This is a genomic window from Pseudomonas kurunegalensis, assembly GCF_030291635.1.
Taxonomy (GTDB): Bacteria; Pseudomonadota; Gammaproteobacteria; order Pseudomonadales; family Pseudomonadaceae; genus Aquipseudomonas; species Aquipseudomonas monteilii.
The window spans coordinates 1,030,353-1,048,797 of the sequence record NZ_CP127871.1; the positions used below are offsets into that span (position 1 = coordinate 1,030,353).

18 protein-coding genes and 1 tRNA gene are annotated in these 18,445 nt (G+C 61.8%); 13 read left to right on the forward strand and 6 right to left on the reverse strand.

Annotation, left to right across the window (positions count from 1 at the left end):
* Positions 1-52: 52 nt before the first annotated feature.
* The gene (mnmH, locus tag QQ992_RS04545) at positions 53-1,171 is read right to left on the reverse strand and encodes a tRNA 2-selenouridine(34) synthase MnmH (RefSeq protein WP_286112379.1); all 1,119 of its coding nucleotides are present in this window, start codon (positions 1,169-1,171) and stop codon (positions 53-55) included.
* The gene (gene selD / locus QQ992_RS04550) at positions 1,171-2,205 is read right to left on the reverse strand and encodes a selenide, water dikinase SelD (protein ID WP_016713230.1); all 1,035 of its coding nucleotides are present in this window, start codon (positions 2,203-2,205) and stop codon (positions 1,171-1,173) included. The genes mnmH and selD overlap by 1 nt, the downstream gene beginning before the upstream one ends.
* Positions 2,206-2,331: 126 nt before the next feature.
* Between selD and QQ992_RS04555 the strand changes: the two genes are divergently transcribed.
* Genes QQ992_RS04555 through phnE form a run of 4 tightly spaced genes read left to right on the forward strand, consistent with a single transcriptional unit; the run spans position 2,332 to position 5,577 of the window.
* A complete protein-coding gene (locus QQ992_RS04555; RefSeq protein ID WP_198750232.1) occupies positions 2,332-3,186 on the forward strand; it encodes a putative selenate ABC transporter substrate-binding protein in 855 nt (284 codons plus the stop codon).
* Positions 3,183-3,992, forward strand: coding sequence for a phosphonate ABC transporter ATP-binding protein (locus QQ992_RS04560; RefSeq protein ID WP_286112380.1), 810 nt, complete (start codon positions 3,183-3,185; stop codon positions 3,990-3,992). Before QQ992_RS04555 ends, QQ992_RS04560 begins: the two co-directional genes overlap by 4 nt.
* Positions 3,986-4,813, forward strand: coding sequence for a PhnE/PtxC family ABC transporter permease (locus QQ992_RS04565; RefSeq protein ID WP_084297239.1), 828 nt, complete (start codon positions 3,986-3,988; stop codon positions 4,811-4,813). Before QQ992_RS04560 ends, QQ992_RS04565 begins: the two co-directional genes overlap by 7 nt.
* Entirely contained in the window at positions 4,810-5,577 is a 768-nt protein-coding gene (gene phnE, locus QQ992_RS04570) for a phosphonate ABC transporter, permease protein PhnE (RefSeq protein WP_286112382.1), read from the forward strand. The genes QQ992_RS04565 and phnE overlap by 4 nt, the downstream gene beginning before the upstream one ends.
* Here the strand turns inward: phnE and QQ992_RS04575 are convergent.
* Positions 5,574-6,461, reverse strand: a complete 888-nt coding sequence (locus tag QQ992_RS04575; protein WP_119368891.1) for a bestrophin family protein — start codon at positions 6,459-6,461, stop codon at positions 5,574-5,576. The two genes, phnE and QQ992_RS04575, sit on opposite strands and share 4 nt — an antisense overlap.
* A gap of 201 nt (positions 6,462-6,662) precedes the next feature.
* Between QQ992_RS04575 and QQ992_RS27960 the strand changes: the two genes are divergently transcribed.
* Positions 6,663-6,857, forward strand: coding sequence for a helix-turn-helix domain-containing protein (locus QQ992_RS27960; RefSeq protein WP_350157047.1), 195 nt, complete (start codon positions 6,663-6,665; stop codon positions 6,855-6,857).
* A 24-nt stretch (positions 6,858-6,881) separates the two neighbouring features.
* Here QQ992_RS27960 and QQ992_RS04580 read toward each other — a convergent pair whose 3' ends face one another.
* Together QQ992_RS04580 and QQ992_RS04585 are read right to left on the reverse strand one after the other, a co-directional pair.
* Positions 6,882-7,835 (reverse strand): IS110 family RNA-guided transposase, encoded by a 954-nt coding sequence (locus QQ992_RS04580; RefSeq protein ID WP_119372048.1) that lies wholly within the window; start codon positions 7,833-7,835, stop codon positions 6,882-6,884.
* Positions 7,836-8,118: 283 nt separating this feature from the next.
* Entirely contained in the window at positions 8,119-8,766 is a 648-nt protein-coding gene (locus QQ992_RS04585; protein ID WP_286113898.1) for a trypsin-like peptidase domain-containing protein, read from the reverse strand.
* A gap of 264 nt (positions 8,767-9,030) precedes the next feature.
* Between QQ992_RS04585 and QQ992_RS04590 the strand changes: the two genes are divergently transcribed.
* From QQ992_RS04590 to QQ992_RS04605, 4 genes are all read left to right on the forward strand, one after another.
* Positions 9,031-9,453, forward strand: coding sequence for a bleomycin resistance protein (locus QQ992_RS04590; protein ID WP_286112384.1), 423 nt, complete (start codon positions 9,031-9,033; stop codon positions 9,451-9,453).
* 77 nt (positions 9,454-9,530) lie between these two features.
* Positions 9,531-10,037, forward strand: coding sequence for a sigma-70 family RNA polymerase sigma factor (locus QQ992_RS04595; RefSeq protein ID WP_060499947.1), 507 nt, complete (start codon positions 9,531-9,533; stop codon positions 10,035-10,037).
* Entirely contained in the window at positions 10,037-10,978 is a 942-nt protein-coding gene (locus QQ992_RS04600) for a FecR domain-containing protein (RefSeq protein WP_286112385.1), read from the forward strand. Before QQ992_RS04595 ends, QQ992_RS04600 begins: the two co-directional genes overlap by 1 nt.
* Before the next feature lie 117 nt (positions 10,979-11,095).
* Positions 11,096-13,576: a TonB-dependent siderophore receptor gene (locus QQ992_RS04605; RefSeq protein ID WP_286112387.1), complete on the forward strand. Its 2,481-nt coding sequence runs from the start codon at positions 11,096-11,098 to the stop codon at positions 13,574-13,576.
* 186 nt (positions 13,577-13,762) lie between these two features.
* On the opposite strand, the gene QQ992_RS04610 is transcribed toward QQ992_RS04605, so the two are convergent.
* A tRNA-Leu gene (locus QQ992_RS04610) sits at positions 13,763-13,847 on the reverse strand.
* Between the two features lie 107 nt (positions 13,848-13,954).
* Here QQ992_RS04610 and queA point away from each other — a divergent pair.
* From queA to secD, 4 genes are all read left to right on the forward strand, one after another.
* Positions 13,955-15,004 (forward strand): tRNA preQ1(34) S-adenosylmethionine ribosyltransferase-isomerase QueA, encoded by a 1,050-nt coding sequence (gene queA / locus QQ992_RS04615; protein WP_016713217.1) that lies wholly within the window; start codon positions 13,955-13,957, stop codon positions 15,002-15,004.
* 14 nt (positions 15,005-15,018) lie between these two features.
* Entirely contained in the window at positions 15,019-16,134 is a 1,116-nt protein-coding gene (gene tgt / locus QQ992_RS04620) for a tRNA guanosine(34) transglycosylase Tgt (protein ID WP_003248558.1), read from the forward strand.
* A 42-nt stretch (positions 16,135-16,176) separates the two neighbouring features.
* Entirely contained in the window at positions 16,177-16,512 is a 336-nt protein-coding gene (gene yajC, locus QQ992_RS04625; RefSeq protein ID WP_008092587.1) for a preprotein translocase subunit YajC, read from the forward strand.
* Between the two features lie 63 nt (positions 16,513-16,575).
* The gene (gene secD, locus QQ992_RS04630) at positions 16,576-18,438 is read left to right on the forward strand and encodes a protein translocase subunit SecD (protein WP_016713215.1); all 1,863 of its coding nucleotides are present in this window, start codon (positions 16,576-16,578) and stop codon (positions 18,436-18,438) included.
* The last annotated feature ends 7 nt before the right edge of the window (positions 18,439-18,445 follow it).

An 18,445-nucleotide genomic window follows, 5' to 3' on the forward strand; every position in this document is an offset into this window, starting at 1 on the left:
CAAGGCCGCTCCTACAGGTACTGCACTGCCCTTGAGTGCAGCGCTAAACCTGTCAGACCTTGCCCCGAGGTTCGCGCAGCGCCCGGGCCTTGAGGTACTCGCGCACTTCCACGGCATCTCCGGAAAACTCGATACGCTCAGCCTTCGCCGCACGTTGGTAGGCATACATCGGGTCGTAATACTCGTTCAACAAGCCTTCGATCCAGCCCTGGTGCAGCTCTACCGCGCCGCTGCGCTGCTGCGCTTCCAGCGCCTGGCCCAGCAGCGCCGACAACCGCTGATAACGCTCGCCGCCCAAACGCTTGTAGATGTTGGCCATGCTTTGCAGCATACGCTCGGCAAACAACCGGCGGCCTTCTTCCTCGCCATGCACAGCGGCGAACTCGGCACTCAGGTTGACCACGTAATCACGCAGGATGCGCTCGACGCGGTTGGCAAAACTGTCCTCCAGCCACACCAGTGGGTATTGCTGCATGCCCTGGTACAGTTCAAGCGGCACGGTGCAACTGCCGACGATGCGGCCTTCATCTTCCAGTACGAACTGTTCAATGCCTCGGTCGCGTTTCTTCAGTACGTCGATGGCCAGCTGGTTTTCGAAGTCGATCTGCGCCGGTTGCGCGGTGGCGCGTTTGCCGAAGCTGGAGCCGCGATGGTTGGCATGGCCTTCCAGGTTCAGCACGTTATCCAGCTGATGCAGCACGTCGGTCTTGCCAGTACCGGTAAGGCCGCCCAGCAGCACAAAATCACACTGCGCCACCGCTTGTTGGGTGGTTTCCAGCAGGAAGGTCCGCATGGCCTTGTAGCCGCCCTTGACGCGCGGGTACTGGATGCCTGCTTCATCGCGCAACCAGCCCTGCACGATCTGCGAACGCAGGCCGCCACGGAAGCAGTACAGGTAGCCCTCCGGGTGGGCCTGGGTAAATGCCACCCAGGCGTCCAGCCGAGCCTGCTTGGTGGTGCCGCTGACCAGCTGGTGGCCCAGGGCGATGGCAGCCGTCTGGCCCTGCTGCTTGAAGCAGGTGCCGACCTTCTGCCGTTCCTGATCGTTCATCAGCGGCAGGTTGACCACGCCAGGAAAGGCGCCTTTGGCGAATTCGACGGGGGCGCGCATGTCCATCATCGGCACGTCGTCGAGGAACAGCTGGCGGAAATCGGTGCAGTCGGGGCGCATCAGATCACCTCGACCGCGTGGCTCTGTCGTTCGACCAGCTTGCCGATTGGCGACAGTTGCAGGCCCAGTTCGGCAGCGACTGCCAGGAACGCGTCTTCACCTTCAGGGCTGACCGCCACCAGCAGGCCGCCGCTGGTTTGCGGGTCACACAGCAGGTGTTTCTGCTCGTCGCTGAGTGCGCCGAGTTTGTGGCCGTAGCTTTCGAAGTTACGCAGCGTGCCGCCGGGGATGCAACCTTCGGCCAGGTAATGCTCGACGCTGGGCAGGCGCGGTACGGCGGCGTAGTCCAGGTGCGCGGTAAGGCCGCTGCCTTCAGCCAGCTCCACCAGGTGGCCGAGCAGGCCAAAGCCGGTGACGTCGGTCATGGCCTTTACACCGTCGAGTTTGCCGAAGCGGCTGCCGGGGGTGTTGAGGGTGCACATCCAGTCTCGGGCCAGGCCTTGGTCCTGTGCGCGCAGCTTGGCCTTTTTCTCGGCGGTGGTAAGGATGCCGATGCCCAACGGTTTGGTCAGGTACAGCCGGCAGCCAGCAGTGGCGGTATCGTTGCGCTTGAGATGGCGCTTGCTGACCACACCCGTGACGGCGAGGCCGAAGATTGGCTCGGGGGCGTCGATGGAGTGGCCGCCGGCCAGCGGAATGCCTGCTTCGGCGCACACCGCACGGCCCCCTCTAATCACTTCGCGGGCCACTTCCGGTGGCAGCACATTGACCGGCCAGCCCAAAATGGCGATCGCCATCAGCGGGTCGCCGCCCATGGCGTAGATGTCGCTGATGGCGTTGGTGGCGGCGATGCGGCCGAAGTCGTACGGGTCATCGACAATCGGCATGAAAAAGTCGGTGGTCGAGACCACGCCGCGCTCGTCGTCCAGCGCGTACACGGCAGCGTCGTCGCGCGAGGCGTTGCCAACCCACAGCTTCGGGTCCAGGGCCTGGGTGCCGCTTTCGGCAAGGATCACATCCAGCACCTTGGGGGAAATCTTGCAGCCACAGCCGGCACCATGGCTGTACTGGGTCAGGCGAATCGGCTCGCTCATACGCACCTCGGCAGGTCAGATTGTTGCGCGATTGTAGCAAAGCTGGCCTTTGGGCCTTGGCCTCTTATAATCCTTGGAGTCGACGGATTTGTCGGCATTTCCCCGCTATTGAACCGGAGAACACCCATGCTCAAACGCCCCTTGGCGCTCGCCGCCGGCCTTGTGCTGTCTTGCTGTGCCGTTGTCGTCCAGGCTGCTGAAGTGTTGCGGGTCAGCGCCATCCCCGACGAAGCACCAACCGAACTGCAGCGCAAGTTCAAGCCGTTGGGCGAGTACCTGGCCAAGCAACTGGGCATGGAAGTGAAGTTCGTACCGGTGGCCGATTACCCGGCTGTGGTCGAGTCGCTGGCCGCCGACCGGCTGGACCTGGCCTGGCTGGGTGGCTTCACGTTCGTTCAGGTACACCTGAAGGACCCGACCGCCACGCCACTGGTGCAGCGTGAGCAGGACGCGCAGTTCACCTCCAAATTCATCACCGCCAACCCCGACGTGAAGAGCCTGGCCGACCTCAAGGGCAAGTCGTTCGCCTTCGGCTCCATCTCGTCTACCTCGGGCAGCCTGATGCCGCGTTACTTCATGCTCAAGCAGGACAACATCAAGCCTGAAGAGTACTTCAGCCGTGTGGCCTACTCTGGCGCCCATGACGCCACCGTGGCCTGGGTGCAGGCGGGTAAGGTCGATGGCGGCGTGCTCAATGCCAGTGTGTGGCAGAAACTGGTGGATGCCGGCAAGGTCGATACCGCCAAGGTGAAAGTGTTCGCCACTACCCCGACCTACTTCGACTACAACTGGACCGTGCGCGGCAACATGGCACCGGCGCTGAAAGAAAAGATAAAAAAAGCGTTCCTCGACCTCGACCCGGCCAACCCGGAGCACAAGGCCATCCTCGACCTGCAGGCCGCCAGCCGCTTCATCGAGACCAAGCCTGAAAACTATGTAGGCACCGAGCAAGCTGCGCGTGAGGCTGGCCTGCTCAAGTGACTGCTTCGAACGTGGCAATTCACCTGCACGGTGCCGGCCTGCGCCATGGCCAGGTACGCGCGATTGACGCGATCAGCTTGCGCATCGAGCAGGGCGAGCGCGTCGCCATCATTGGGCCGTCGGGGGCGGGTAAGTCCAGCTTGCTGCACCTGATGGCTACGGCCATCCAGCCCAGCAGCGGGCGCGTGGAGTTGCTTGGTGAGCAGCCCTGGGCGTTGTCCGCCAGGGCACGCCAGCGCCTTCGGGCGCGGGTCGGCCTGGTGCATCAGGCACCGCCCTTGCCACCGCGCCAACGGGTGGTGACGGCAGTATTGGCCGGTCGACTGGGGCAGTGGGGGGTAACGCGTGGCTTGCTCAACCTGCTGTACCCCAGCGATGTGCCGGGGGCGCGCCAGGTGCTGGCAGAGCTGGGCCTGGCCGACAAGCTGTTCGTGCAGTGCGGGCAGTTGTCGGGTGGCCAGTTGCAGCGGGTGGGTATTGCCCGGGCGCTTTACCAGCGGCCACAGGTGCTGCTGACCGACGAGCCGGTGTCGGCCATGGACCCTGTGCTGGCCGACCACAGTCTGGCCTTGCTCAACCGCCATGCCCAGGCCAATGGCGTGACGCTGGTGGCGAGCCTGCATGCGGTGGAGTTGGCGCTGGCGCATTTCCCCCGGGTGGTCGGTATCCGCGAGGGCCAGGTAGTGTTTGATTGCCCGGCAGAAGCGGTCACGGAACACATGCTGGAGGCGTTGTACGCGAATGAACAACTGGCTTCGCCGCCAACCCAGGGGCCGATTCTGACGGTGCAGATCCCGCGATGCTGAGGGCCGACACCCGCGACCCGGCCCTGCTGCCGCGGCTGCTGCTGGCCTTGCTGGGCGTGGCGATACTGTGGCCGGGTATCCAGTTGAGCGAACTGAACCCCGGGGTGCTGCTGCAGGCGGAGAACCGACAGCAGATCGCCAGTTTCACCAGCGCCTTCTGGCCACCCGCGCACGATGCCGATTTTCTCGTGTTGCTGTATGAAGCCACGCTACAGACCTTGGCCGTGGCCACCGCTGGCATGGCGTTGGCGTTGCTGCTGGCCGTCCCGGCGGGGCTGATGGCCAGTCGCGCCTTGTCGTTGCGTGCCGCCTCCCGCGGTGGGCGTGCAGGGCTTTGGTCGCGCCTTCTGCGCTTGCCGGTGCGCGGGTTGCTGATCTTCCTGCGCAGTGTGCCGGAAATTGTCTGGGCGCTGTTGTTCGTGCGGGCCGTGGGGCTGGGGCCGACGGCGGGTGTATTGGCCATCGCCATTACCTACAGCGGTATGCTGGGCAAGGTCTACGCCGAAATCTTCGAATCGGTCGACCAGCGCCCGGCCCATGCCTTGTTGCAGGCGGGCAGTGGCCGGCTGACGGCGTTTCTATATGGCATTCTGCCCAATGCGGCGTCGGAGGTGGTGTCCTACACCGTGTACCGCTGGGAGTGCGCGGTGCGGGCCTCGGTGGTGATGGGGTTTGTGGGGGCGGGCGGGCTGGGGCAGCAGATTGACCTGTCGATGCGGATGTTTGCCGGGGCGGAAGTGGCCAGCATGTTGCTGACCTTCCTGCTGCTGGTGATGCTGGCCGACTTGCTCAGCCGTCTGCTGCGCTGGAGGCTGGCATGAACCGGGTCATCAACCTGTTGTTGCTGGGCGCCATCGTGTTGGCGGTGTTGGCCTCGTTCGCTTACCTGGAGCTGGACCTGCAAGCGCTGGTCGGCAACGGTGGGCTGGGGCAGATGGGCGAGTACGCCGGGCGTTTCCTGCACCCGGACCTGTCTGCCGGGCACTTGAAGGCCGTGTGGCATGGGGCGCTGGAGACGCTGGCCATGTCTGGTCTGGGCACCTTGTTGGCGATGGTCATGGGGATGTTGCTGGCACTGCCGGCTGCAGGGCGATTCGGTTGGCCATTGCAGGGCGCGGCGCGGTTGCTGCTGAATGCCCTGCGCGCCATTCCGGAACTGGTGTGGGCTGCGCTGACAGTCCTGGCGGCCGGTCTTGGGCCCAATGCCGGCACCCTCGCGTTGGCGCTGCACACCGCCGGTGTTCTGGGGCGCTTGTTTGCCGAGGCGCTGGAGAATGCACCGCCGGAGCCAGCGGCGGCGATTCACTTGCAGGGCGGCAGCCAGGTGGCCGCGTTCTGTTTTGGTACTTTGCCCAATTTGTGGCCGCAGTTGCTGGCCTACAGTTTGTACCGCTGGGAAAACAATATCCGTATGGCCAGCGTGCTGGGCTTTGTCGGGGCCGGTGGCTTGGGGCAGATGCTGTACACCACGTTGAGCCTGTTCCAGGAGGCCCAGGCCAGCACGGTGATCCTGGGCATGCTGGTGCTGGTGTTGCTGGTGGATACGTTGAGTGATGTGTTGCGCCAGCGCTATGTGCGGGCCTAAGCGAGTTCCCCACACTGCGCTTCCCGTTGCATCGACTCCAGGTTCCGCTCGATCGTCTCGCAAATGGTGTCCATCTGGATCTGGTGCTCACTGAACTTGAACGGGCTCTGCAAATCCGTGCCGATTCGCTCGATGGCCAGCAACATGAACCCCACCACTGTCGAAGCCAGCGGCGTGAACCAGCCCAGCGACTCCACCAACCCCACCGGTACGATCAGGCAGAACAGGGTGATGAACAGTCGCGGAAAATACACGTAAGGGTAGGGCAGCGGTGTATTGGCAATCCGCTCCATACCGCCTTGGGCATTGGACAGGTCCACCAGCGTCGCTTCCAGCCGCGCCAGGCGGATGCTGTCCAGCCGCCCGGCCTGGTATTCCCGCGCCAGCAAGGCCGCCGAGCCACCGAGAATGTCATTGGCAAAGTTGTTCGAGCGGTTGCGCCGTTCGAACTCAGCCGGCGGGATAAAGGCCATCAGTTCATCCGGGCAGCTCTCCCCCTTCAAGTGTGCAGCCAGGCAGTTCACATAGGCGATGTGCCGGCGCAGCAGGGTGGCCTTGACCGGGTTCAGGCCATCAGCCGGGTCATCGATCAGGTTTAGCGTCTGCCTTGCGAAGCTACGCGAACTGTTCACCAGCGCCCCCCACAACGTGCGAGCTTCCCACCAACGGTTGTAGGCGCTGCTGTTGCGAAAACTCACCAGCACTACCAGCGCCGAGCCCAGCAAGGTCAGCGGGATCAGCGGCAGGGTGAACTTGCTGTTGAAGAACAGCATGAAGTCGATGGTGACCAGCACATCCCAGATCAGCAGCCAGAACAGCGACCAGCCGATGTAGCCGATGGTCTTCACGACCAGGCGGTACTTGCGGGTGATGATGTCTTTCACGCGGGGGGACCTCGAAGCGGGGCATGCTGGATCGGACGTCGAGGGGAGAGCATGGTTCGGTGCGGTTCGTCTGGGTGTATTACCAGACGTGTTCAGTGCCAGGTTTTGTAGGAATTGGACTGCAGTGTTTTAGGACCATGCTCAATGGATTCTTCAGCGTGCACCTGTCACTCTTTGCCTCCGTCTAGGAGGGCTCAGCCGATGCAGAACTCGAAACCCTTTGAACTTATCGATTTGCTAATTAGCGAAGAGGCCATCCAGGAATACCTTTCTCAGGTAATGAGCGGCGGAGACCACAGTGAAATAGCCCGAGCCAGTATCTACGTTGAGAAAGCCCGGGCAAGAAACGAACGGGCTAATCCCACAGGCACTGCACAAGTCTCAAAACCTGCGTAGGTCCTGTGGGAGATTCTATGGTTTTCAGCAAGCTGTTTTGGCTCCTTTGGTGATGTATTCGTCCTGATTTTTCATCAGGGCGAATGCCACCCGTGCGAGCTTCCTGGCGAGGATTACCAATGCTTGGGTCGTTGCCTTTCCATTGTTCCGATGCCGCTCATAGTCCCCTTTCCAAACGGGTGACTTGCTGGCGGCCATCGCTGCGTTATGCAACAAACGACGGATTTCTGAGCAACCGCGCTTAGTGAGGCGACGTTGCCCACTTTTCTGCCCAGAGTCACTGACTCGTAGATCCATTCCCAAGAATGCGATGTACGCGTCACTGCTCTTGAACTCACCCCTCATAAAAGCCATTACCAGCGCTGTGGCGGTTAGAAAACCAATACCCTCTACTGCCTGGCAGCGAGCGACTTGCTCGTGCAATCCAGCTTCTCGCAGCACTTCCTTAATCTTCTTTTGGATCAACAGCTCCAGCCGATCTATCGATTTCACGAAGGTACTGAACGCAGCCTTCAAGAGGCCTTCATTAGCCCAGCTCTGAGTCATTGCAGTGCGAGCACTTACCAAGGCTGCTCTGCGACGAAGCAGGCTCTGAAGCTTGCCGTAGACAGCGGGAGGCGGGCTCCAGGGACGAAGATCCTCCCCTTCGTTTCTCAGAAATCGGGACAGCAACCGAGCATCGGAAGGGTCGGTTTTAACCCGTCCTCCAACACTTTTCCGGTAGTTACTCAGTTGGAAACCATCGATGACATAAACCTCGAAACCCAAGCTATGGGCCAGCTCAACCAAGTCCAGGTGATAAACATTGGTCGCCTCAACCGCGATAGCGGTGTTCAGCGGTTGCTGCTTCAACCATTTTTTGATTTCGGGTTTGGAATTTTTCAGTCTGACGATCTCATCACGGTCATCGTGATGGATAACCAGCTCAGCTTTTGCGACATCCGCACCCACAATCAGCTTGCCTACCTGCATTGCCATGGGCGACTCCTCACGCTATGGTTTTTCGGCTTGAAGGGGTTTCACCAAGAGGCGCTGGCTTGCTTCTATCGTCGCTTGTAAACGATGCATTCTTTATCGGCGCTTTGGTGGAAGGGGTGGGGCGATGTCTCCCACGGTCTGTACTGATGCGAGCAGTCAGAATCGGGCATTTAGTCCCACCACCCCTTCAAGTCTAACCATACAAGCGGGTTCACCCGCGAAGAGGCCATCAGCCTCACATCACAAGCCGCTTATCATTCGCAAACGCGCCCCGGAACCTGACTCAAGGCTTGGCAGCAACCGCCACATAGCCTTTGACCGAAGCCGGTGCCTGAGGCTTGCCCTTGTGCGCCGTCAGGTACTGAAAGCGTCGCCATTCCTTGTCGATCTCGTTGAACGACATGAACACGCTGATCCGCTCCTTGCCAGCCAGGTCCGGGCGCTTGCCGGCATCGATCTCGCGGGTGGGGATGATGGCCACGTTGATGCCGACCACCTTGCCGTCATCGGCGAACACAGGCCCGCCCGACATGCCCTTGGTGATCGGGCCGTCGTGCACCGAATAGAAGACGCTGCCTGGCGTGCCTTCAAGCCGCACCAGCGACGGGAGCGCATGGCCCTTGCCCTGCATCGGCATCATGAAACTGTTGAAACCCACCGCCGTCACGGCTTCGCCAGGCACATACTGGCGCCAATCCGGCACGTTGCTCGCCTTGTGCTTGAAGAATACCACATCACCGAGGCCCTCGTGGACCACGTTGCGCAGGAAGGGGGTGTGTTTGGCGGTTACGGCGTAATCCTCGTTCCACTGGATGGCGCTGGCCATCAGCAACATGGGCAGCGGGGCACCGGAGGTGACCACGAAAGCCTGGCTGTAGACGGGATCGGAAACGTACGAGGTTGGCACTCCATTGCACCCACTGAGCAGCATCATTGCCGCCATGCAGGGCGCGATTGTTTTCATGGGTCACACGGTGCGTGGTGAAAAGGGAGCGCAACTATGGCGAAGTGCCATTACGCTAACAATACTTTCGGAATATATCCGACGAGTGACAGGTTAAGCGCTAGCGCATATCGTGGCCAATAGGCTTCATGCATGGCTGGAGGCCTTGAAGTCATTGGGGCGGCGTCAAATTGACAAGGGGCTGTGGGCCTTCCGCGTTGTCTTTGTTTGGGGAATTGAAGGGACTCAAGAATGGTTGAATCGAATGCGCTCGTGCCTGAACTCATTGTCAGTGATATCGAACGCAGCCTTGCTTTCTACTGCGGCATAGTTGGCTTCAAGGTCGAGTACGAACGGCCTGAAGACCAATTCGCTTTCCTGTCTTTTGGCGGCAGCCAGTTGATGCTGGAACAGGACTGGCACAGCGAATCACCCTGGCGCGTTGGCCCGCTGGAGCCGCCCTATGGGCGCGGGATCAACCTGTCTATCGCATGCCCTGATGCATTGGCTTTGGTTGCAGCGTTGAACGCAGCAGGGCATGGCCTGAGAAACCCGGTTGAAGAGCGCTGGTACCGCAGCGCTCATGTATTGATTGGCCAGCGCAACTTCCTGGTGCAGGACCCTGACGGGTACCTGCTTCGGTTTGCTGAGGATCTCGGGACCAAACCCGCCTGAGGCTTTGGCCGGCACAGGAATAATTGATCTGATAATCGTTATCATCTAAGGTGCCATCCTCGCCCGGAGGGATACCCGTGATTAACGACGATCTGAGTCAGGTCTATGCCGAGCACAATGGATGGCTCAAGCAGTGGCTATACCGCCGGCTGGGCTGTTCGGCACAAGCCGCCGACCTGGCTCAGGACACCTTCTTGCGGATCCTTCAGGCCCAGCAGAAGGCGGGTGCCAGCCTGAGCCTGCAGCGCCCCCGGGCCTACCTGGCAACGGTGAGCCGGCGGCTGGTGCATGACCACTTCCGGCGCCAGTCACTGGAGCGCGCCTACCTGGACATGCTCGCGCAATTGCCGGAGTTGTTCGCGCTGTCTGCCGAAGAACAGTGGGAAATGCGCGAAACCCTGCAGCAACTGGATGCACTGCTCGACACCTTCAAACCGGTGGTGCGCTCGGTGTTCCTGCTGGTGCAGCTGGAGGGCCTGACCTACATCGAGGTGGCACGCCGCCTGGGCATTGGCGAGCGCACGGTCAAGCGGCACATGGCCAATGCGCTGCAAGCCTGCATCCTGTTCGACGAAGACTTTTGATGCCCAGCCAGCAACCCCGCATCACGCCGGAAGTGGCCCGGCAAGCCGCCAACTGGCACATGCTGATGCTCGACGAAGCCGTCAGCCCGGCCCAGCGCGCTGCCTGTAGCCGCTGGCGCGCGGCGGCGCCTGAGCATGAGCGGGCCTGGCAGAAGGCGCTTCGGGTGCAGGCCCGGTTGGGCATGCTGCCGCAGCAACTGGCCATGGGCACCTTGAACCGTGAGCGCCGGCAGGTGATGAAGCAGATGCTGGCACTGGCCATCGTCGCGCCGCTCGGTTATGTGGGTTATCGCCAGATTGTGCCGCAGGCGGCTTATGCCACGGACGTTGGCCAGCATAAACAGATGACCTTGGCTGACGGCACGTTGCTGGACATGAACACCGATACCGCCGTGGACGTGGACTTCGACGCGCATCAACGGCTGATCAGCCTGCGCCGTGGCGAGGTGCTGGTCGACAGCGGGCCGGATGCCCACAGCACTGTTTACCGGCCACTGCGTGTTACTACCGGGCAAGGCCTGATGGAGGCTCTGGGTACGCGCTTCATGGTCCGCCAGCGCGAAGGCACGACACAACTGGCCGTGTTCCAGGGGGCGGTAAGGGTGACGCCTGCCCGTGGGCCAGTGCAAATCCTTGAGGCCGGCCAGCAGCTGACCTTCGATGCCTCGGGGCAGGGTGCCTTGGTCGCAGCCCGTGAGCAGGACAGCCAGTGGACCCGTGGCCAACTGGTGGTCGAGGAGATGCCTCTGCGCGAATTCCTCAGCGAGCTGGGGCGCTACCGACCGGGCTGGCTACGCTGCCAGCCTGAAGTTGGGCATCTGTTGATCAGCGGCGCTTTCCAGCTGAAAAACACTGACGCCATTTTGGCCGCGCTGCCAGCCACATTGGCGGTGCAGGTGGATTACCGCACCCGCTACTGGGTGACTGTCAGCAAACGTTAATGAGAATTGGCCCGTTTTTGAAACTCGTCAGTCCTTATCTGTGGAACTGCCACACACAATAGGGACAACTTCTCAATGATCCGCTCTTCTTCACCGGTCGCCACGACCGGCCTCGCCATGGTTCAACCACGCGTGCCCAGCTACCGTCGGATACTCGCCCTGAGCGCCTTGGCCATCGCCCTGCAAGGTGTTGGCGTGCATGCCCTGGCTGCGCCTGTGCAGGCGCCGCAGGCCTACAGCATCGCGTCTGGCTCCCTGGCCCAGGTGCTTGCCCGGTTTGCCAGTGAAGGAGGGTTTACCCTGCAATACACCTCGGAGCTGACCCGTGGCCTCTCCAGCCCGGGGTTGCAGGGCCAGTATGGTGTCGAAGAAGGCTTGCAGCACCTGTTGGCCGGCACCGGCCTGCAGGCCGTGCGCCGGGGCAACAACGTCTATGGCTTGCAGCCCGTCCCCCTGAGTGCAGCGTCTGGCGGCGCCGCCTTGAACCTGGAGCCGCTGAACATCAATGGTGTCCAGGATGACGCAACCACCGAGGGCTCCGGCAGCTACACCGCCAACGCCGTCACCATTGGCAAGGGCACCCACCGCCTCAAGGACATTCCACAATCGGTCAGCGTGGTCACGCGCAAGGCCATGGATGACCAGCGCCTGGACACGTTGGATGAAGTGCTTGAAAAGACCACGGGCATTACCACCCTGCAAAGCCCGTCCGGCGGCAAGTACATCTACTCCCGTGGTTTCGAGGTGGAAACCATCCAGTACGACGGCGTGCCACTCGACCGCCGCTATTACGCCATCGGCAGCAGCTTCACCTCCGACACGCTGCTGTACGACCGCGTCGAAATCCTGCGCGGGGCCAACGGCCTGTTGCAAGGCAGCGGCAACCCCGGCGCAGCCATCAACCTGGTGCGCAAACGCCCGAAAGCCGAGCCGTTCTTGTCAGTGACTGCCAGCGCCGGCTCCTGGGACACCTATCGTCAGACCGTCGATGCCGGCGCCCCGCTCAATGCCGACGGCTCGCTTCGTGGCCGTGTGGTGGCCGGGCACGAAGACCAGAACTATTTCTACGATACCGCCGAAAGCCGCAAGAACGTGCTCTACGGCATCCTTGAATACGACCTCAGCGACGCGACGACGGTAGCGGCGGGCGCTAGTGTCGAAGACCTGCATTCAACGCCGTTCTTCAGCGGCCTGCCGCGTAACAAGGATGGCAGCGCCTTGAACGTCAGCCGTTCCACCTACACCGGTGCCGACTGGAACACGTGGGACAACAAGCAGACCACCTACTTTGCCGACGTCACCCACGACTTCAACGAAGACTGGCGCCTGAAGGCTTCTGGCAGCTACATGCGCGAAACCAACTACATCCTCTACAGCTTCGGCCGTGGCGCTGTGGACCCGGCCACCGGCGACGGCATGCGCTCGCGTGCCTACATGTACGACTTCGAGAACATCAACAAGGGCGCCGACATCAACCTGACCGGCAAGTGGCGTGCCTTTGGCCGAGAGCACGAGGTGGTGGTGGGCGCCAACGCCAGTGACCTGCAGACCGACGACCTGCAAGGCGGTTTCCTGAACCTGGGCCCGATGAACATCTACGACCCCGTCTCGCCACAGCGCCCGACCCAGGATCAACTGCTGGGCAACGGCACTACAAACACCTACCCCGGCACTTCCAAGGGCAAGATCCGCCAGAACGGGCTGTACGCGGTCACGCGCTACAAGCTGGCCGACCCTTTGACTCTGGTAGTGGGCGGGCGCACCAGCAACTACACCTACGACTATGAACTGCACCGCTTCAACGGCGTATCGCCAACCCCGGCCCACTCGCGCGAAAGCGGCGAGTTCACGCCTTATGGCGGCCTGATCTACGCGTTGAACGACCAGTGGTCGGCCTACGTGAGCTACGCCGACATCTTCAAGCCGCAGACCGAGCTGAGCGTGGACAACGCCCCGCTCAAACCCATCGAAGGCGCCAACTATGAGCTGGGCCTCAAAGGTGAGCTGTTCGATGGTCGCGTGAATACCAGCTTCGCGCTGTTCCAGGTTGACCAGGAGAACCGCGCCCAGGCCGCCGAGTGCGGTACTGACGGTGGCGAGAACTGCTACGTGGCCGGCGGCAAAGTGCGTACCCAGGGCTTCGACGCAGAGATCAGCGGTGAAGTGCTGGACCGCATGCAGCTGTTTGCCGGCTACACCTACACCCACACCGAGTACCGCAACGACCCGGCTGATGGCGAGTCGCAGGCCGGCGGCACCTTCAACACCTACACGCCCAAGCACCTGCTGCGCTTCTGGGCGGACTACAACCTGCCAGGCGAGCTGGACCCATGGACCGTGGGCGCTGGCGCCAACATCCAGAGCCGCAATTACCATGGCAACTTTGGTGGGACAGATGGGGTAGGGAAGATCGAGCAGGCCGGTTATGCGATCTGGAACGCTCGGGTGGCTTACCAGATCAACAAGAACTTCAGCGTGTCGCTGAACGGCAACAACCTGTTCGACAAGAAGTACTTCTCCAGCATCGGTTGGCTGTATGCGGCGAACTACTACGGGGATCCGCGTAACTACACCGTTACCCTGCGGGCGGATTTCTAAAACCGGGCACGCTCTACTGTGGGAGCGGGTTCACCCGCGAATCGGGCGCCGCGGTGGATGGCACCGGCTTTGCCGGTGTTCGCGGCTAAAGCCGCTCCTACAGTGACCGTGCAAGCTGCAATCTGTACGACAGATCAAAATGCAGGCGAAAAAAAACCGACCATAAGGTCGGTTTTTTCCGGATCTTGGTGCCCCGAGGGAGACTCGAACTCCCACTCCTTTCGAAAACGGATTTTGAATCCGCCGCGTCTACCAATTCCGCCATCAGGGCGTGTGGCGCGCAGTATAGAGAGCTGCCGCTAGTCGGTCAATCGGCTTTCATGGTCAATTTTCACACATTGGGCTAAACTTCCCGGCCCTGCCGAACCGAACATCATCATGCGCGTCGCCGATTTCTCCTTCGAACTCCCTGATTCCCTGATCGCCCGCCACCCGTTGGCCGAGCGCCATGGCAGCCGTCTGCTGGTGCTCGATGGGCCGACCGGCGCGCTGTCGCACCGGCAATTCCCCGACTTGCTCGACTACCTGCGCCCCGGCGACCTGATGGTGTTCAACAACACCCGGGTCATCCCGGCGCGGTTGTTTGGCCAGAAAGCCTCCGGCGGCAAGCTGGAAGTGCTGGTGGAGCGTGTGCTCGACAGCCACCGGGTGCTGGCCCATGTGCGTGCCAGCAAGGCGCCGAAAGAAGGCGCGGTCATCCTCATCGATGGCGGTGGCGAGGCCGAAATGGTCGCGCGCCACGACACGCTGTTCGAGCTGCGCTTCACCGAAGAGGTGCTGCCACTGCTCGACCGCGTCGGCCACATGCCGCTGCCGCCTTACATCGACCGCCCGGACGAGGGCGCCGACCGTGAGCGTTACCAGACCGTGTACGCCCAGCGTGCCGGTGCGGTTGCAGCGCCCACGGCGGGCCTGCACTTCGACGAGGCGCTGCTGGAAAAGATCGCCGCCAAGGGCGTGGAGCGGGCCTTCGTGACCCTGCACGTGGGCGCGGGCACCTTCCAGCCGGTGCGGGTCGACAAGATCGAAGACCACCACATGCATAAAGAGTGGCTCGAAGTGAGCCAGGATGTGGTCGACGCCATCGAAGCCTGCCGCGCACGCGGCGGCCGGGTGATCGCGGTTGGCACCACCAGTGTGCGCTCGCTGGAAAGCGCGGCACGTGATGGCGTGCTCAAGGCCTTCAGCGGCGACACCGACATCTTTATCTACCCTGGTCGGCCGTTCCATGTGGTCGACGCCCTGGTGACCAACTTCCACCTGCCGGAGTCCACGCTGCTGATGCTGGTCTCGGCCTTCGCCGGCTACCCCGAAACCATGGCCGCCTACGCGGCGGCGGTCGAGAACGGGTACCGCTTCTTCAGTTACGGTGATGCCATGTTCATCACCCGCAATCCGGCGCCGCGCGGCCCCGAGGATCAAGCATGAGTCGCACCTGTCGAATGTCCTTCGAACTGCTGGCCACCGACGGCAAGGCCCGTCGTGGTCGCATCACCTTCCCTCGTGGCACCGTGGAAACCCCGGCGTTCATGCCGGTGGGCACCTACGGCACGGTCAAGGGCATGCTGCCACGCGATATCGAGGCCATTGGCGCCGAGATGATCCTGGGCAACACCTTCCACCTGTGGCTGCGCCCGGGCACAGAGGTGATCAAGAAGCACAACGGCCTGCACGATTTCATGCAGTGGAAAGGCCCGATCCTCACTGACTCGGGTGGCTTCCAGGTGTTCAGCCTGGGTGCCATGCGCAAGATCAAGGAAGAGGGCGTGACCTTCGCCTCACCAGTCGATGGCTCGAAAGTGTTCATGGGCCCGGAAGAGTCGATGCAGGTGCAGCGTGACCTGGGCTCGGACGTGGTGATGATCTTCGACGAGTGCACCCCGTACCCGGCCGAGCACGACGTGGCGCGCACCTCCATGGAGCTGTCGCTGCGCTGGGCCCAGCGCTCGAAGAACGCCCACGCCGACAACACCGCGGCACTGTTCGGTATCGTTCAGGGCGGCATGTACCAGGACCTGCGCATGCGCTCGCTGGAAGGCCTGGAAAACATCGGCTTCGACGGCCTGGCCATCGGCGGCCTGTCGGTGGGCGAACCCAAGCACGAAATGATCAAGGTACTGGATTACCTGCCGGACCAGATGCCTGCTGACAAACCTCGTTACCTTATGGGGGTAGGCAAACCGGAAGATCTCGTTGAGGGTGTGCGCCGCGGCGTCGACATGTTCGACTGCGTGATGCCGACGCGTAATGCGCGCAACGGCCATCTGTTCGTCGATACAGGGGTGATCAAGATCCGCAACGCGTTCCATCGCCACGATGAATCGCCGCTGGATCCGACCTGTGACTGCTACACCTGCACCAACTTCTCCCGCGCCTATCTGCATCACCTGGACAAGTGCGGCGAAATGTTGAGCAGCATGCTGAATACCATCCACAACTTGCGCCATTACCAGCGCTTGATGGCCGGTTTACGCGAGGCTATTCAACAGGGTAAATTGGCCGCCTTTGTCGACGCCTTCTACGCCAAGCGCGGTCTTCCCGTACCGCCCCTGGACTGACTGTTCGCACACATTATTAGAAAATTACATTAGGAGTGCCCAATGAGCTTCTTGATCCCCGCCGCATACGCGGACGCAGCAGCACCTGCCGCCGGCCCAGCCGGTACCGGCTTCGAGTGGATTTTCCTGGTCGGTTTCCTGGTCATCTTCTACCTGATGATCTGGCGCCCGCAGGCCAAACGCGCCAAAGAGCAGAAGAACCTGCTGAGCAACTTGCAGAAAGGTGACGAAGTTGTCACCAACGGCGGCATCGCTGGCAAGATCGTCAAGGTTTCCGATGACTTCGTGGTACTGGAAGTGTCCGACACCGTCGAGCTGAAGTTCCAGAAGGGCGCCATCGCGGCCACCTTGCCGAAAGGTACGCTCAAGGCTATCTGAGTTACCGGTTTTATTTTCCAGTCGGGGCGCGCAACGCGCCCCGCGTCTTGAACGGGCGGCGTGATGCTGAACAAATACCCTCTGTGGAAATATGCACTGATTGTGCTGGTACTGGTGGTCGGTTTCATTTATTCCGCTCCCAACCTCTACCCGGATGACCCGGCGGTGCAGATCAGCGGTGCCAGCTCGGCGCTGCAGGTGAACCAGGCCGACCTCGATCGCGTCAGCAAGGCGCTGGTCGATGCCAAGATCGCCGTCAAGGGCGCAAGCCTGGGCGAGAAGGGCAGCGGGCTGATCCGCCTGACCAACCAGGAAGACCAGCTGCCAGCCAAGGATGTCGTGCGCAAGGCGCTGGGCGATGATTACGTCGTGGCCCTGAACCTGGCCCAGACTACCCCGCAATGGCTGCGCAACCTGGGTGCAAGCCCGATGAAGCTGGGCCTGGACCTGTCCGGTGGTGTGCACTTCCTGCTGGAAGTGGACATGGACAAGGCCATGACTGCCCGCATGAAAGTCTACGAAGGCGAGGTCAAGACCTTGCTGCGCAAAGAGCGCGTCCGCTACCGCAGCCTGCCTCAGCAGGATGGCGGCATCATGCTGGGCTTCGCTGACGATGCTACCCGCGAACAGGCACGTGCCCTGATCCGCAAGAATTTCAATGATTTCGACCTGACCACCACCGAGCGCAACGAGCTTGCGGTGCTGCGTCTGGCGCTGACCCAGGCAAAAGTTGCCGAAATCCGCGAATACTCGATCAAGCAGAACCTCACCACCGTGCGCAACCGCGTGAACGAGCTGGGCGTGGCCGAGCCGCTGGTACAGCGCCAGGGCGCCAACCGTATCGTGGTCGAGCTGCCAGGCGTGCAGGACACTGCCGAAGCCAAGCGTATCCTCGGTAAAACCGCCAACCTGGAGTTCCGCTTCGGTGCCGAGCCAGGCGCGTCCAAAGCCACTACCGAGGTGTTTGAGTTCCGCGAAGGCGGCCGCTCCGCCCCTGTAGAGCGTGGCCTGATCATCACCGGTGACCAGGTAACCGACGCCCAGGCCAGCTTCGACGAACACGGCCGCCCACAAGTGAACATCCGCCTGGATGGCCACGGTGGCGAGCTGATGAGCCGCGCAACCCGCAGCAACGTGGGTCGCAGCATGGCGGTGATCTTCATCGAGCAGAAGCCGGTCACCCGCTACGTGAAGCAGACCGTCGACGGCGTCGAGAAGGACGTTGCCGTACAAAGCTTCGTGGAAGAGAAGAAAATCATCAGCCTGGCGACCATCCAGTCGCCGCTGGGTAGCCAGTTCCGCATCACCGGCCTGAACGGCCAGGGCGAATCGTCCGAACTGGCCCTGCTGCTGCGTGCCGGTGGTCTGGCTGCGCCAATGTACTTCGCTGAAGAACGTACCATTGGCCCAAGCCTGGGTGCCGACAACATCACCAAGGGTATCGATGCATCGCTGTGGGGCATGCTGTTCGTCTCGCTGTTCATCATCGCCATCTACCGCGGCTTCGGCGTGATCGCCACCATCGCCCTGGCGGGCAACATGGTGCTGCTGCTGGCATTGATGTCGCTGCTGGGCGCCACCCTGACCCTGCCGGGTATTGCCGGTATCGTGTTGACCATGGGTATGGCGGTAGACGCCAACGTGCTGATCTTCTCGCGTATCCGCGAAGAGCTGAACGCCGGCATGTCGGTACAGCGCGCCATCCACGAAGGTTTCAACCGCGCCTACACCGCGATCATCGACGCCAACCTGACCAGCCTGCTGGTCGGCGGCATCCTGTTCGCCATGGGTACCGGCCCGGTCAAAGGCTTTGCGGTCACCATGTCCCTCGGGATTTTCACCTCGATGTTCACCGCCGTCATGGTGACCCGTGCAATGGTCAACCTGACCTGCGGCGGGCGTGACATCAAGAAGCTGTGGGTTTGAGGGAGCT